12 protein-coding genes and 1 tRNA gene are annotated in these 12,691 nt (G+C 69.0%); 5 read left to right on the forward strand and 8 right to left on the reverse strand.

Features of this window, described 5'->3' with window-relative positions; genetic code table 11:
* The first annotated feature begins 26 nt into the window (after nucleotides 1-26).
* Nucleotides 27-1,223 carry a JmjC domain-containing protein gene (locus B7R87_RS17785; protein WP_006347687.1) on the forward strand — a complete coding sequence of 399 codons (1,197 nt, stop codon included), beginning with the start codon at nucleotides 27-29 and terminating at the stop codon, nucleotides 1,221-1,223.
* Complete coding sequence (locus B7R87_RS17790) at nucleotides 1,157-2,014, forward strand: aldo/keto reductase (protein ID WP_006347686.1); 858 nt, start codon at nucleotides 1,157-1,159, stop codon at nucleotides 2,012-2,014. Before B7R87_RS17785 ends, B7R87_RS17790 begins: the two co-directional genes overlap by 67 nt.
* On the opposite strand, the gene B7R87_RS17795 is transcribed toward B7R87_RS17790, so the two are convergent.
* The 4 genes from B7R87_RS17795 to B7R87_RS17810 form a co-directional block, all read right to left on the reverse strand.
* The gene (locus B7R87_RS17795) at nucleotides 2,002-2,859 is read right to left on the reverse strand and encodes a hypothetical protein (protein ID WP_006347685.1); all 858 of its coding nucleotides are present in this window, start codon (nucleotides 2,857-2,859) and stop codon (nucleotides 2,002-2,004) included. The genes B7R87_RS17790 and B7R87_RS17795 overlap by 13 nt on opposite strands.
* A 141-nt stretch (nucleotides 2,860-3,000) precedes the next feature.
* Complete coding sequence (locus B7R87_RS17800; RefSeq protein ID WP_006347684.1) at nucleotides 3,001-4,716, reverse strand: relaxase/mobilization nuclease domain-containing protein; 1,716 nt, start codon at nucleotides 4,714-4,716, stop codon at nucleotides 3,001-3,003.
* Nucleotides 4,713-5,342, reverse strand: a complete 630-nt coding sequence (locus tag B7R87_RS17805) for a MobC family plasmid mobilization relaxosome protein (protein ID WP_040915263.1) — start codon at nucleotides 5,340-5,342, stop codon at nucleotides 4,713-4,715. The genes B7R87_RS17800 and B7R87_RS17805 overlap by 4 nt, the downstream gene beginning before the upstream one ends.
* 503 nt (nucleotides 5,343-5,845) lie before the next feature.
* Nucleotides 5,846-7,111, reverse strand: coding sequence for a DUF3631 domain-containing protein (locus B7R87_RS17810; protein ID WP_006347682.1), 1,266 nt, complete (start codon nucleotides 7,109-7,111; stop codon nucleotides 5,846-5,848).
* A 267-nt stretch (nucleotides 7,112-7,378) separates the two neighbouring features.
* Here B7R87_RS17810 and B7R87_RS17815 point away from each other — a divergent pair, with 267 nt between their 5' ends.
* The 3 genes from B7R87_RS17815 (at nucleotide 7,379) to B7R87_RS17825 (ending at nucleotide 9,947) form a co-directional block, all read left to right on the forward strand.
* Nucleotides 7,379-7,906: a helix-turn-helix domain-containing protein gene (locus B7R87_RS17815; RefSeq protein ID WP_006347681.1), complete on the forward strand. Its 528-nt coding sequence runs from the start codon at nucleotides 7,379-7,381 to the stop codon at nucleotides 7,904-7,906.
* A gap of 129 nt (nucleotides 7,907-8,035) precedes the next feature.
* A complete protein-coding gene (locus tag B7R87_RS17820; RefSeq protein ID WP_006347680.1) occupies nucleotides 8,036-8,392 on the forward strand; it encodes a helix-turn-helix domain-containing protein in 357 nt (118 codons plus the stop codon).
* A 25-nt stretch (nucleotides 8,393-8,417) separates the two neighbouring features.
* Entirely contained in the window at nucleotides 8,418-9,947 is a 1,530-nt protein-coding gene (locus tag B7R87_RS17825; RefSeq protein WP_006347679.1) for a LacI family DNA-binding transcriptional regulator, read from the forward strand.
* 64 nt (nucleotides 9,948-10,011) lie between these two features.
* Here the strand turns inward: B7R87_RS17825 and B7R87_RS17830 are convergent, their stop codons facing one another.
* From B7R87_RS17830 to B7R87_RS17845, 4 genes are all read right to left on the reverse strand, one after another.
* Nucleotides 10,012-10,464: a hypothetical protein gene (locus B7R87_RS17830; RefSeq protein ID WP_078902218.1), complete on the reverse strand. Its 453-nt coding sequence runs from the start codon at nucleotides 10,462-10,464 to the stop codon at nucleotides 10,012-10,014.
* Nucleotides 10,465-10,477: 13 nt separating this feature from the next.
* The gene (locus B7R87_RS17835; RefSeq protein WP_157997785.1) at nucleotides 10,478-11,335 is read right to left on the reverse strand and encodes a TIR domain-containing protein; all 858 of its coding nucleotides are present in this window, start codon (nucleotides 11,333-11,335) and stop codon (nucleotides 10,478-10,480) included.
* A gap of 218 nt (nucleotides 11,336-11,553) precedes the next feature.
* A tRNA-Pro gene (locus B7R87_RS17840) sits at nucleotides 11,554-11,627 on the reverse strand.
* Between the two features lie 78 nt (nucleotides 11,628-11,705).
* A complete protein-coding gene (locus B7R87_RS17845) occupies nucleotides 11,706-12,632 on the reverse strand; it encodes a metallophosphoesterase (RefSeq protein ID WP_006347677.1) in 927 nt (308 codons plus the stop codon).
* Nucleotides 12,633-12,691 lie beyond the last annotated feature (59 nt).

A 12,691-nucleotide genomic window follows, 5' to 3' on the forward strand; every position in this document is an offset into this window, starting at 1 on the left:
TCAGCCGATCTCATGAGGAGGAATTGATGGAACACCAGTTGATCAGCGCCATCGAGACGGCGCTCGGGTGGAACGACGCGGGCGAACTCGGCAAAAACTTCGCACGCGGAAGTATCGGCGACCCGGGCCTGATCTCGCGCGTACTCACCCCGAACCGCCTGCTCGACATCGTCATGCGCCGGAGCATGAACCGCCCGCAGTTCCGGGTCTTCCAGGAGAGCAAGGAAGTTCACCCGGCCATCTACTTCACCGACAGCGTCAGCCCCCGGGGCCAGAGCATCCCCATGGTGAACATGCACAGCCTCGGCCGGCTGCTGGGGGACGGGGCCACGGTGATCCTCGACCAGGCCAACGTCTTCGACCCGACGATGGAGGTCGCCTGCCGGGCGCTCCAGTGGTGGTCGCACGAGCGCGTCCAGGTCAACGCGTATCTGACGACGAACGAGGCGTCGGGCTTCCCGCTGCACTGGGACGACCACGACGTGGTGATCGTCCAGCTGGCGGGCGAGAAGGGCTGGGAGGTCCGGGGCACGTCTCGGTCCGTGCCTCTGTACCGGGACGCCGACCCCAACGACACCCCGAGCGAGGAGATCATCTGGTCAGGGGTCATGAAAGCCGGTGACATGATGCACATTCCCCGCGGCCACTGGCACCAGGCGACCCGTAACGGCCACGGGTCGGGGAAGAGCCTCCACGTCACGTTCGGGATCACCAAGCGCACCGGCGCGAGCTGGCTGGCGTGGCTGGGCGACTGGTGCCGAGAGAAGGAGATCTTCCGGCACGACCTGGACCGTCGTGGCGGAGAGGCGTTCCGCACCCTGACGGAGGCCGCCGGTCAACTGGTCGCCGAGCGCTCGCCGGCCGCCTTCCTGGCCGCGTACGAGCAGGCGATGCCGCTTCCCCGGCAGGTCCCCTTCCTGGACATCTTCGGTTCACTCGACGCCGTGGTCTGCACCACCCACTTCCCTCCGCGCATCGAGGAGAACGGCGAGACCATCGACGTCCTGGCCTCGGGGAAGAAGCTGACCCTCCTGGCCGAGGCACTGCCCTCGCTGCGGCTGTTGCTGAGCGGGAGGCCCGTGCCGCTGGACCGGGCGGTCTCCGTCGTCGGGTCCGAAGTGGTGGAGGTCGCCGAGATCCTGGTGAAGGAGGAGCTGTGCGCGGTCTTCACCCCCGAGTTGTCCTCGGGCTATACCGGTCTCGTCACGAACGCCGCCTCCTGACCGGAGCACTGGATCTCGGCGTCACCTCGATCGACACGAGCACCAACTACCTCGGCTTCCACTCGCATACCGTCCTGGCGCGGACGGCCGGCGATCTCCTGCCCAGGTTCACGGTCTCCACGAAGGTGGGTTACTTCCCCGGACGGGAACGGGCTGAGCACTCCCTGGACCCCGTGCGGTTGTACGAGGCTGTGGAACACGCCGCTCGGGATCTCGGTCGGGAGCCCGACATGGTGTTCCTGCACAACCCGGAACACTCCCTCGGTGACGCCTCCGCCCATGGCCGGGACGTACTGGCCCAGGCGTGCGCCGCGCTGGACGACGCCATGTCGAAGGGGCTGTGCGGTGCCTGGGGCGTGGCCTCCTGGGATCCGTCCCCGCTGGTCGGCCTGGTCGATCCGACGACGCCGAAACCATCGGTCCTCATGGCGCGAGCCGGGCTGCTGGTCGGTACGAGAACACTCGAAGCCGCCGAAGCCCTCGCGGCGGCCTGGGACCTCGACCGCAGTCGGTTGTGGGGTATGAGCCCCTTCGGCGGAAATACGGGGGACCCGGTATGGGGTCGGATCGACCCCCGGGTCTTCCTCCGGGGGGGTGACGGATTCTCCCGTGTCCAGGCGGCCTTTCGGGCCTCGTACTGCCTCCCGGGTGTCGGGACCATGGCCGTGGGCACGGACGATCCGGCTCATCTGGGCGAACTGCTCGAAGCCCTGGCCGCCGAGCCCGATGAGCGGACGATCCACGAGTACCGCACCCTCCTTCGGGAGCGGTCGATGGGTCAGTCGGCCTGAAGCTCCGAGATGACCTGCCGTGCCCTGTGCCGGGCGGGTTCGATCCGAGGGTCCTGCGGGTGCGCGTCCGGTCCGAGGATCTTCGAGCAGACGAAGAGCGTCATCAGCTTGCCGTCCCGGCTCTCGAAGTCGTGCCGCCGCTCGCGTCGTACGCGGCCGGCCAGTGCGGGGACGGCGAGCGAGGCGGCCCAGAGGGTCGCGGAGTCGAGGCCCCGGGGGGCGGTTCCCCAGTCCTCCCAGTCGAAGAGGGAGAAGGTCGGCGCGCTCATGTTGGCCCAGTTCAGGTCGGCGTGAGCCGGAACCCACCGCTCGACGGTCGTGTCGATCACCTCGGGGAACACGCCCCGGATCGACCCGCTGACCAGCTCCTGTGTGATCGTGACGGTGTCCGGAGTGGCTACGCGCCTGGTCGTGTTCCGCGCGAGAGCGTCCAGCGAATCCCCGAAGGCCCGCCACCACTCCTCCGACAGCGTCGGCTCCTCAGCGAGGACGGCGGTCCCGATCGGCGTACCGGGAAGGAGATCGGTCTCGTCGGCCCGCCACATCACCGGCTCGTCCGCGTCCTGCCAGACCACACATCCACGCCACGCGGGCTGGGCGACGCCCTCAAGGCGCGCTGCGCTCTCCGTACCGTTCCATCCCTGGTCGGTGATTCTGTCGAGCGGCCGACGTTCCACCCGTACCCAGGTGTCGCGGTCGGTCCGTGCGCCGACGGATCGGCGTTTGCGTACCACCGTGCTCGGGTCCAGTCGGGTCTGAAGGGACCGCCCGACGCGGTCAAGAACCTTGTCGACCGGCTCGACTCGGAGGTCGACAGAGCGGACAGCGGAGACCGAGTGCGTCATGCGGGGACCGTAGCAGCGGGCCACGGTGCCACGGGGACATCTGAGCCAAGAGGGGCGAGCGGATACCTCATGCCTGCGGCGCTATTCGGGAACAGCGACGGCCTCCTTCGGACGCAGCGAAGGAGGCCGTCAGCGGTCGGACTATCGGCGTGGACTGGGCCGTGGCGTCGGGCTCAACGACGTGGCGGCGACGGGCTCGCTCTGGTGCACGGCCATCGGCCTTGCAGCCCTGGTCGAGCGTGCCTGAGCTGCGAGGGCGCGGTCGCTTGGCGGTGGCCGGTGGGCGAGGCGGCGGATCCGCCAGGTGAGGACCTCCGCAGGGGAAACGGCGTCATCCAGGGTGCGCTGGTGGGTCGCGGCCTGGAGCAGTCGTCGTGGGTCATGTCCTGCGGTTTCGGCCTCCGAGAGAGCGGTGGCCAGGGCGGGCCAGGCGGGGTCGGTGAGGACCGTCTCCCCGTGATCGGGGGCCACCGTCCGGATGTGCTGGGCCAGCCGTGCGGCCTTGTCGGTCGGTGGCCTGCGGTCGGCGAGGGCGGCCAGGGGCGCGGCGGCTGCTTGACCGTAGGCGGCCCGGAGATGGAGCAGGGTCTGTTGGGCGGCTGCGACTTGCTGGTCGTGGTGGCGGAGCCGGTGCCATCGGATGGTGGCGATGACGGCCAGGAGAGCCATGTCGAGGAACATCGCCAGTCCACTGCCGTCACCGCCGGCTGGTGCGGTCCGCAGGGCGCGGACGGCTCCGCGCAGGGCTCGGGCCTGGTCGTGCCGGGCCCGGACCCGGGAGCGGGTTGCTCGTTCGAAGGCCGTGGCGGCTTGGCGGAGCTGAGGACGGAGATCGGCGGGGGCGACCAGCGGCAGGGCGTCGAGTGCTTCTCCGAAGGCGGCGATGTGGGCCTGGGCGGCTTCGTCGTCGGCTCGGTCGAGGTGGTGCGGGACGCGTTCGGTTGCGGCTGTGGCCTGGTGCCAGGGGTCGGTCCTTCGGCGGGTTCCGGTCGGGTCGGTCGGCAGTGCTTCGGTGGCGTCGAGGCGTTGGCGGATCTGGGGATAGGAGAGGTCGGGTGCGAGCTTGGATCCGGAGAACCAGATGGGCTCGCCCTGAGCGTTGGTGTCGCCGCTGAGGGCGATCTTGTAGCCGCGTATGTCGCCGGACGGGAAGTGCTGGACATCGACGAGGATGCCCTCCACACCGGCCAGTACACGGATGAACTCCTCCGGGCTGGTGGAGACGGCGACCACGGTGCGGACGGTGGTACGCAGGTGCTCGCGGGTGGTCGTCCGCCGACCGGTCCGCAGTGCCTTCTCCTTCTCGGCGCGGGTGGGGCGCTGGGCGGCGGTGCGGTCTCCGCGGACGAGTTGCCGGAGGCCGTACTCCTTCTCGATGGAGGCGAGCTCGCGGTCGGCATTGAGGTAGTCGTGCCAGTGGCGCGCGGGGTTCAGGTCGCCCCGGACTTTGGTGGCGGCGATGTGGATGTGGTCGGAGGCGTGGCGCACAGCCACCCACCGGCATCCGTCCGGGTCACCCTCGGGGGCTATGCCGGTGGCCGCGACGATACGCCGGGCGATGTCCGCCCACTCGTCGTCACTGAGAATCCGATCCTCAGGTGCGGCCCGGATCGAGCAGTGCCAGACGTGCTGCTTGGGTCCCCGGCCGAGCCGCCTGGCCTGTTTGACCCGCAGGTCGAGGTCGGCGACGAGGAGCTTCTTGGTGGCGTCGAAGTCATCGCCCCGGCCAGGGTCCGGGGCGAAGCCGTCCCAGGAGGCGACCAGGTGCGGGTCGGTGTGGTCCTTGGCCTTCGTCGTGTCGAACAGGTACCAGATGAGACCAGCGGTGCTCTTGCCGCTGCCGACCTTCGCGATCATCCGGCCGCCTTCCCGGAGACGGTCTCGTTCATGACCCCGGCGACCTCGGCGATAGTGGCGCGCACAGTGCCGAGGGTCTGCTGGGCGCGGTCGAGGAGGGCGGTGTCCCCAGGGTGGGGAACGCCTCCGGTATTCAGCCGACGGGCGATCTGGTTGACGTTGTTTCCGATACGGGCCACCTCGGTACGCAGAGCGTCGAGCCGGTCAAGGCGGTCGTCGAGGCTGGTGCGCTGCCCGGACAGGCCGCTTGCGAGTTCTCCGTCGAGGTAGGCCATGACCACGGCACCGACGAAGTGCGCGCCGGCTATCTCTAGCTCGCGAGCCTTGCCGACGATCCGGGCTTTCTCCTCGGCGCTGTAGCGGACATCGACCCGTTCCTTGCGCTGGACCTCCTCGCGGTCACGTCGTCGGGCGACGCGCCGCAGGGTGGCAGCACCTCCGTCGTCGACGGCCTTCTCCTCTTCGGGCACCCCCTGGTGCCCGAGCACCTCCGCCACCCCCGGGGCGGAGGAGTTCGCGTTGGACCGGCCCTTGGACGGTCCAACGCCATACCTTGCTGCGCCGGTTGCTGTGGGTGTGGTCGTCTCCTGCTGGTCGATGGTGCGCTCGCTGTGCTGGACGTGCATGTGGGTCTTCTCCGTGCGGCGGTCATTGGAGGGCTGGGGCGGGCCGGAGCTCGGGTCGGTTGGAGGCGGCGTCGGTGAGGGGTGGGAGACCGGGTTCGGGGGCCGGCCGGAGCGGACGACCGCAGGTGGTCCAGTGGCTGGTCGTCTTGGTCCGGTGTGTGGTCCGCGATGCCGGAGATGGACCGCAGCCTTGCGGACCAGAGCGGCGGTCTCGCGGACCAAGAGCAGGTGCATCGCGCTGACCTGCGGAATGTGTGGTCCGCAGACCGGTCCGGTCCGTGCGGACCACTTTTGTACGTACACATCTGGTCCGCGGTCAGGTCCGGCGGACCAAGCCGGTGTGGTTGTGGTCCGGGCTGGGGCTGGCTGGACTCGTCCCAGTCGTCCCGTTGCTGGTCAGGGCAGGTACGGGTGGGGTGGTGATGTCGGGTTGACCCGTTGCGGGCCCGGGACCCGTCCCCGTGCTGACCTGCGCGGGGACGGGTGGGACGGGTCGATACGGGTTACGCGCCGGGCTCGGCGGGTTCTGGCTGCGGGGCCGGGGTGGGGCAGTAGCGGTCCCAGGCGTCGGTGAACTGGTGGCGGGCGAAGCCCTTGGCCTGGGTTCCGCCGGGGAAGCGGTGGTTTGCCGAGCTGATCCCGTAGTCCTTGAGGAGCAGTTGCAGCCCGCGCGGGGTGAGCCCGTGGGGTCCGTATTCGGCCCAGGGGGCTTCGGTGTCGGCGTTGAGCTGTTCGATGAGGCGGCCGGTGCGCAGGGTGGCGGGGTCGCCTTCGGCGGCGAAGACGCGGCGGATGTCGGTCAGGATCCGGGTCCGCAGGGCTCCGTCCTCGTCCTGTCCGGCCTCATGGGCGGTCATGGTCCGGCAGGCCGTACGGGCGAGGGCGGGCCATTCGCCCTGGGCGAGGTCGGCGACGATGATCAGGGGTTCCCAGGTGTCGGCGGCGCGGTCTTCGACCGGCATGGCCGGTTCCATGTCCATTGCTTCGGCGTGCTGGGGGTGGAGCCATGCGGTGAGGCGGTCGCGTATCGCGTTGAGGGCTGGGGTGTCGCGGCCGGTGCGGAAGGCGGCCACGGTCTCACCGGCCGCTCGGCGGCGCATCCGTACGACGACCGACCTGTCCATGATCGTGTCGGGGAGGTCGCCGATGCCGGCGAGGGCGGCCATGGCGAAGGTGGGGAACTTGACCGGCTTGTGTTCGGGGCCGGTCACTCGCAGGGTCGGCCGGTTGCGCTGGTGACCGGCGTTCAGGAGGCCGCGCAGGTCCTCGTTGCGCTCGGCGGCCTTGAGGGTGCCGAAGAGGGTGTCGGCCTCGTCGACCAGCAGGGTCGGCGGGTTCTCGGTGATCGACCGGAAGATGGCCGCCGGGCTGGCGTTGACCGTGATCAGCGGCGCGTGCACCGTCTCGGTCACCACGTCCAGGAGCCGCGACTTCCCGCACCGCTTCGCCGGGCCGACCACCGCGAGACGGGGTGCGTGCTGCCACGCGGTTTGCAGGTGGGTGGCCGCCACCCACAAGGTCACCGCGGTCACCGCCTCCTCGCTCGGAAGCACCACGAACCGCTTGACCTGCCCCCGCAGGTCAGACAGGACCCGCGCGCCCTCGGACAGCGGCTCGACATGGCCGTTCGCCTCGGGCTTCTCACCACGGGTGGGCTCGGCCGGAGTGGTGTTGCCCGGCTGACCGGGGACGGCGGTCGGAGGCCAGGGCACGGACCTTGTGGTGGTGTCCTCGGTCGGGGATGGCGTGTTCGGCCGGGGGTCGGTCATACTGGGCTTCAGCTCCTCTGCTCGCGGGCCATATGGGACGGCAATCCCGGCCTCGCGGGTCGATCGCTAGGGATGGCGGTTGAGAGGTTTGCGCTTGAGCCCCCTGGTGCCGATGGCATCAGGGGGCTTCTTCGTTGGCGCGGTCGTGTCCTGCCCTACAAGCATGCCACAGGAATTGCGAATCGCAGTAGTGTTCTGCATCTCGCAGAATCCATGTTACGGTTGTGGGGTAGCCGGGAACGATCAGCCCTGCACGCATGGAAGGAAGTGCTCACGGTGGACGACGGCCAAGAGGGCGTTCTGCTCAGTGGGGAGGAGAACGTCGCGGTCCGGATCAAGCTGGAGCGCGAGGCCCGTGGGTGGAGCACCAACGCCCTGTCCGACCGCCTCAACGAGGCCGGCTTCGACATGAACCCGTCGGCGGTCTGGCGGATCGAGAATCGCAAACGCCGGATCAACCTCGACGAGGCCATCGGGTTCGCCGAGGTCTTCAGCGTCTCCCTGCGCAACCTCGTCGGCCCTCCGAGGCTCGCGGCCAAGGCCCGCGCCATGGAACTCATCGACGACATCGTGGCCGCCCACCGGGAGACCCAGCGAGCGAACCACGCCTTCACCCAGGCCCGCGACGCCTTCGACGCGTACATCGCCGAACATCCCGACATCAGCGAGGAGGCCGAAGTCATGGTCTCCAACGCCATCGCCGAAGCGCTCATGCAGGCCAACCTCGCCACGCACGAGCCCACCCCCGGAGGACCGAAGTCCGACACCGGCCACGCCGGTTCCCCCGAGGAGTAGCCCCTCCTCAACGCCCAGCCTGGTTCCGCAAACCCCAGGCGCGGGCAACACACCACGCCATCCCTAACGATCAACCGGCCAGGCCGGGGTTGCCGCCCCACACCACCTGGCCAGAACAGGACACCCCCTTTGCGCCGACAGGCGATACCCCCTGCCCTGAACTCTGACGCCGCTCTGCCGCGTCTCTACCTCCCGGAGGAGGTCGCCGCCTTCCTCGGCTGCTCCGCCTGGTGGGTCAAGGATCGCGCCCGTCGACGGCTCATTCCCTTCACCCGTGTCGGCCGCGCCTACCGCTTCACCGCTGAGCACCTCGCGGAGATCATCCGTATGCACGAGGCTCGCCCCGCCGTTCCGCAGCAGCGAGTGTCGGCCGCACCGCTGCCCACTCCTCCCACTTCCTCCTCGCCCGCTGCTGTGCCCACGTCCCGGCTCCGCGCCCGGCTGCCTCGCCGAGCCCGCCAGAGCCGCTTCGGGACCGCCGCCTAGCTCGACGAGGGGAGGGAGAAGCAACGTGGGCTTCGCGGAGAAGCGTGGAAACTACTGGCGCGGCCGGTACAAGACCGAGCCCGGCAAACACCTCACGGTCGTCGACGAGAACGGCAAGACGATCAAGTTCGCGACCAAGGGCGAAGCCCAGCGCGCCGCGAGCGAGGCCGAGAACAAGTACCGGCGCGGCGACTGGCGTGACCCGGCGCTCGGCCTGGAGACCTTCGGCGAGTACGCGGGCCGTTGGTATGCCGCCCAGGACCTGGCCGCCTCGACGATGCAGAACTACAAGCGCCACATCGAGGAGCACCTGCTCCCCGACTTCGAGGGCAAGGCACTGAGCGGTGTCCTCCGCACGGACGTTGAGCTGTGGGAGAAGAAGGAGCGGGCCGTGTACGCGGCCTCCAGCGTGAAGACATGGCGTTCGACGCTCCACCTGATCTTCGAGGACGCGATCGACGAAGGGCTGATCACCTCCAACCCGGCCGGCCGGCGGCGAGGGCGCGGCAAGCGCGCCGGCCGGTCCCGGGACCGAGGCCCGGAGAAGGTCGTCACCGACGCACTCGGCATCCTGCTGGCCGCCGAGCGGGCCGCCCTGCTGTCCGGTCGCGACGACGAGTTCGTCGCCGTGGTCCTCAAGGGCTACACGGGCAAGCGCTGGGGCGAGATCGTCGGCCTGGAAACGGAGTTCGTCCGGCCACACGCGTTCCGTGTCGAGTGGCAGCTGTACGAGCTGGACACCGGCGAGCTGGTCCGCTGCCCGCCCAAGGACGACAGCTACCGCACCATCGACTCGATGGACTGGCTGTCGGCCCTGGTCCTCAACCACATCGCCCGTACGAAGCCGACGCCCTGCCCCTGCCACGGACGGACGTATGTCTTCCGTGGTCAAGGAGCGGCCCGCACCGGTGGCCACCAGGGAGCGAAGCTCGTCGACGTTGCCCGTCTCGCCGGGGTCTCCACGGGTACGGTCTCCAACGTCCTCAACCACCCCGACCGTGTCACCGAAGCCACACGGGCACGGGTGGAGAAGGCTGTCGCGGACCTCGGGTTCGTTCGGGGCGGCGCGGCGCCGGCACCTGCTGCCCACTGGCGCAGAAACGGTTTTGCAACCTGGCTGTTCACCCCTGCGGTCTCCGGCTGGTATCCGAAGAAGGCTCCGCAGGAGGCCCGGCCCGTCCCTCTGCTCGGCGAGCCGTGGCCCGGCGTCCCGGCACGGGGACGCGGCGCCACCAACCGGGCCGACGCCTGCTGGCTGCCGATCGCCAAGGGCCTCACGCCCCACGGCCTCCGCCACACCCACCGGACGATGATGGAGGACCTCGGCACCGAGAAGGTCCTCATGGACGAGCGCATGGGCCACATCGACGGCTCGGTCTCGGCCCGCTACGCCCACGTCACCCCAGGCATGCGCCGCCGCCTCATGGTCGGCCTGACCGACCAGTGGCAGGCCGCGCTCGATGCCCGCCTGGCCATGTGCTCGTCATCGCCGGTACGTGTGCTCAACGAGCTTCTGCGCGCGCATACTGCCCGTGGACCAGTGCTACCTGGTTGATGCCCCACGCAGGTGCCCCACGCGAACATCGCGTGGGGCACCTGCGTTTCGTCAGCGCGTCAGATCAGACGGCGAAGGCTTGACCGCATACGAGGCAGTGATACGGGCCCGAGGTGTCTTCGGGTACTTTCACCGGCTCGTACGAGTGACAAGGGGACGTAACGGTGATCATGTCGTCGGGCTCGGTCAGCGGCGAGGGCACCTCTCGGGAGTCCACGCTGCTTTTGACGCTGACCTTCACGTACTTGCTGCGAGTCGGCTTGAACGCGTTCTTCAGCTCGTCCTCCACCATTCGTGCTGCGGCGGGAGCGATCACGCCCTTGGCGTAGTCGATCTGTTCCTGCGTCCACCAGGAGTCCGGCCCGGCTGGCTGCCCACAAAGAGGGCAGTAGTAGGCAGTGGGCGACGGCTGCTGTTCGGCCTCTTCGTTCGCCGGTCCGTGGTGCCACTTGAACTGGCTGATGCAATGGGGACACTCCCGACGCACGAAACCGTCGTGGTCGAGAGGCAGGCTCATCGGAATTTCCATGTCAGGCCCCGTCTACGAACTCTTCGACCCTGATCGGCACCCCATCAGCAGTCTTCGCCGTCAGGACGACGTTGAAATAGGAGCTTGATCCCGACCCCAGGGAGCGAGCACTCATCACGCGCACTGACTTACCGGCGGGCAACTTCGGGACGGGGAACTCACCCTTGTTGCGTGTGACGAGCTCGTCCTTCTCTTCGGCTTCCACGTCGAGGTCGTACACGTCTCCGGGGCCGTGGTTGGTGATCACGACCGTCCCCATCTTCCTCGACCCGTTGTCGACGTAGCGGGCACTGAGCCGAGGGGCACCGGCCGCCTGCGAGGACGGCAGCTTTCGTCCCAGCGGAAGCCCGCCGCCTGGCGGCACCGGGGGAGTGAGGTCGCCGGCGTCATGCCAGTCCGTGCCGGTCAGGCGCACAGCGCACCCTGCCGTCTGCAGGCGCGTCGCAAGGTCCTGACGCTTCCTTGTGGAGTTGTCGAGGCGGATCACATGCCGGCCGTGAATGTCGCTGAAGACCTTCACCTGCCCGAGCTCCACGATGACGGTGCGGTTCTCGTCTCGGCCCATGGCCATGCCAGCCTCGAACAGGACGTTCGGCCGGGGCTGCATCTGCGGACTGCACTCGGGGTCCCCGGCGTACGTGAGGCTCTCATGCAGGTAGGTAACGTCGTCGGGGGTTTGGAGGACGACCACTGCCTGCGCGCTTGAGAACGCTGTGTCTAGGACCTCACCGATGTACGGGGAACCCTTGCCGGTCAGCTGGATGGCCTCGGACCACTCGATGGGATCGAGGCCCAGCGCCCGCAGGAACTTGAAGAGTCCCTTGCGCGCGAGTTCGTTTCGTCCGTGGATCACGAACACCTTGCGAGGGTCTGCGCCGCCCTCGGCCACTCGGTCTGCCATGTCTTGCTCACCACTCACGGTCGAGGGAGAACTGTCCCCAGCGACGGTAGCGGCAGGCACTGACAACGAGGGGATCCCGAAGTCGGCTCCCAGTCGGCTCCCAAGCCGACCCTGGAAACCACTCAGGGGCTTGATCCGATGTCTCGGATCAAGCCCCTGACCTGGTGTTTCAGCTGTCGGGGTGGCGGGATTTGAACCCACGACCTCTTCGTCCCGAACGAAGCGCGCTGCCAAGCTGCGCCACACCCCGATGTCGCCGCTGTCGCGGCGACATCGCTAACTTTAGCCCACCCGCGCCCCCACGCGAAATCCGCTTTCGGCGTGGTCGCTAGGGCCGCTCGACCAAGGTCAGGAGGGTGGCTTCGGGCGGGCACGCGAAGCGGACCGGGGTGTAGCGGCTGGTGCCGCAGCCCGCGGAGACGTGGAGGCAGGAGGTGTGGTCGGCCGCAGTGTGGGTGGAGAGGCCCTTGACGCGGTCGGTGTCGAGGTCGCAGTTGGTGACCAGGGCGCCGTAGAAGGGGATGCAGAGCTGGCCGCCGTGGGTATGGCCCGCGAAGATCATGGGGTAGCCGTCGGCGGTGAAGGCATCGAGGGCGCGCAGGTACGGGGCGTGGACCACGGCCAGGGAGAGGTCCGCGGCCGGGTCGGGGCCGCCCGCCACGGACTCGTAGCGGTCGCGCTTGATGTGGGGGTCGTCCAGGCCGGTGAAGGCGATCTCGCCAGCGTCGAGCTTCAGCTTGCCGCGGGTGTTGCCGAGGCCGACCCAGCCCGCCGTGTCGAAGGCGTCGCGCAGCTCTTCCCACGGGTTGTGGACCACGCCGACCGCGGGCGCGTTGCCGTTGAGGCCGTGGCGGCCCTGGGCCTTTTCCAGCAGATAGCGGGCGGGGTTGCGGAGGGTGGGGCCGTAGTAGTCGTTGGAGCCGAAGACATAGACGCCGGGGAGCTCCATCAGCGGGCCGAGCGCGTCCAGGACCTCCGGGACGCCCTCGGGGTCGGAGAGGTTGTCGCCGGTGTTGATCACGAAGTCGGGGCGCAGGCCGGCCAGCGACTGGAGCCAGGCGCGCTTCTTGCGCTGGCCGCTGACCATGTGGATATCGGAGACCTGGAGGACTCTGAGGGGGCGCATGCCCTGCGGGAGTACGGGGACCGTCAGTCGCCGGAGGCGGAAGGAACGGGCCTCGAAGGCTGCTGCGTAGGCGATTCCGGCGGCGCCGACCGCCGTGATGGCCAGGGGGACTCCGTAGCGTGCGCGCATGGGTCCATCGTCGCAGACCCGCTCCGGGGTGTGCGTGGCGGAGTGATCATGAGGGGGCA

The sequence above is a fragment of the Streptomyces tsukubensis genome (assembly GCF_003932715.1).
In the GTDB taxonomy this organism is placed as follows: Bacteria; Actinomycetota; Actinomycetes; order Streptomycetales; family Streptomycetaceae; genus Streptomyces; species Streptomyces tsukubensis.

Bases quoted from the DNA above. Each gene is read 5' to 3' on its own strand.
- B7R87_RS17785 (WP_006347687.1), top strand. From the start codon at position 27: ATGGAACACCAGTTGATCAGCGCCATCGAGACGGCGCTCGGGTGGAAC.
- B7R87_RS17795 (WP_006347685.1), bottom strand. From the start codon at position 2,859: ATGACGCACTCGGTCTCCGCTGTCCGCTCTGTCGACCTCCGAGTCGAG.
- B7R87_RS17800 (WP_006347684.1), bottom strand. From the start codon at position 4,716: ATGATCGCGAAGGTCGGCAGCGGCAAGAGCACCGCTGGTCTCATCTGG.
- B7R87_RS17805 (WP_040915263.1), bottom strand. From the start codon at position 5,342: ATGCACGTCCAGCACAGCGAGCGCACCATCGACCAGCAGGAGACGACC.
- B7R87_RS17810 (WP_006347682.1), bottom strand. From the start codon at position 7,111: ATGACCGACCCCCGGCCGAACACGCCATCCCCGACCGAGGACACCACC.
- B7R87_RS17830 (WP_078902218.1), bottom strand. From the start codon at position 10,464: ATGAGCCTGCCTCTCGACCACGACGGTTTCGTGCGTCGGGAGTGTCCC.
- B7R87_RS17845 (WP_006347677.1), bottom strand. From the start codon at position 12,632: ATGCGCGCACGCTACGGAGTCCCCCTGGCCATCACGGCGGTCGGCGCC.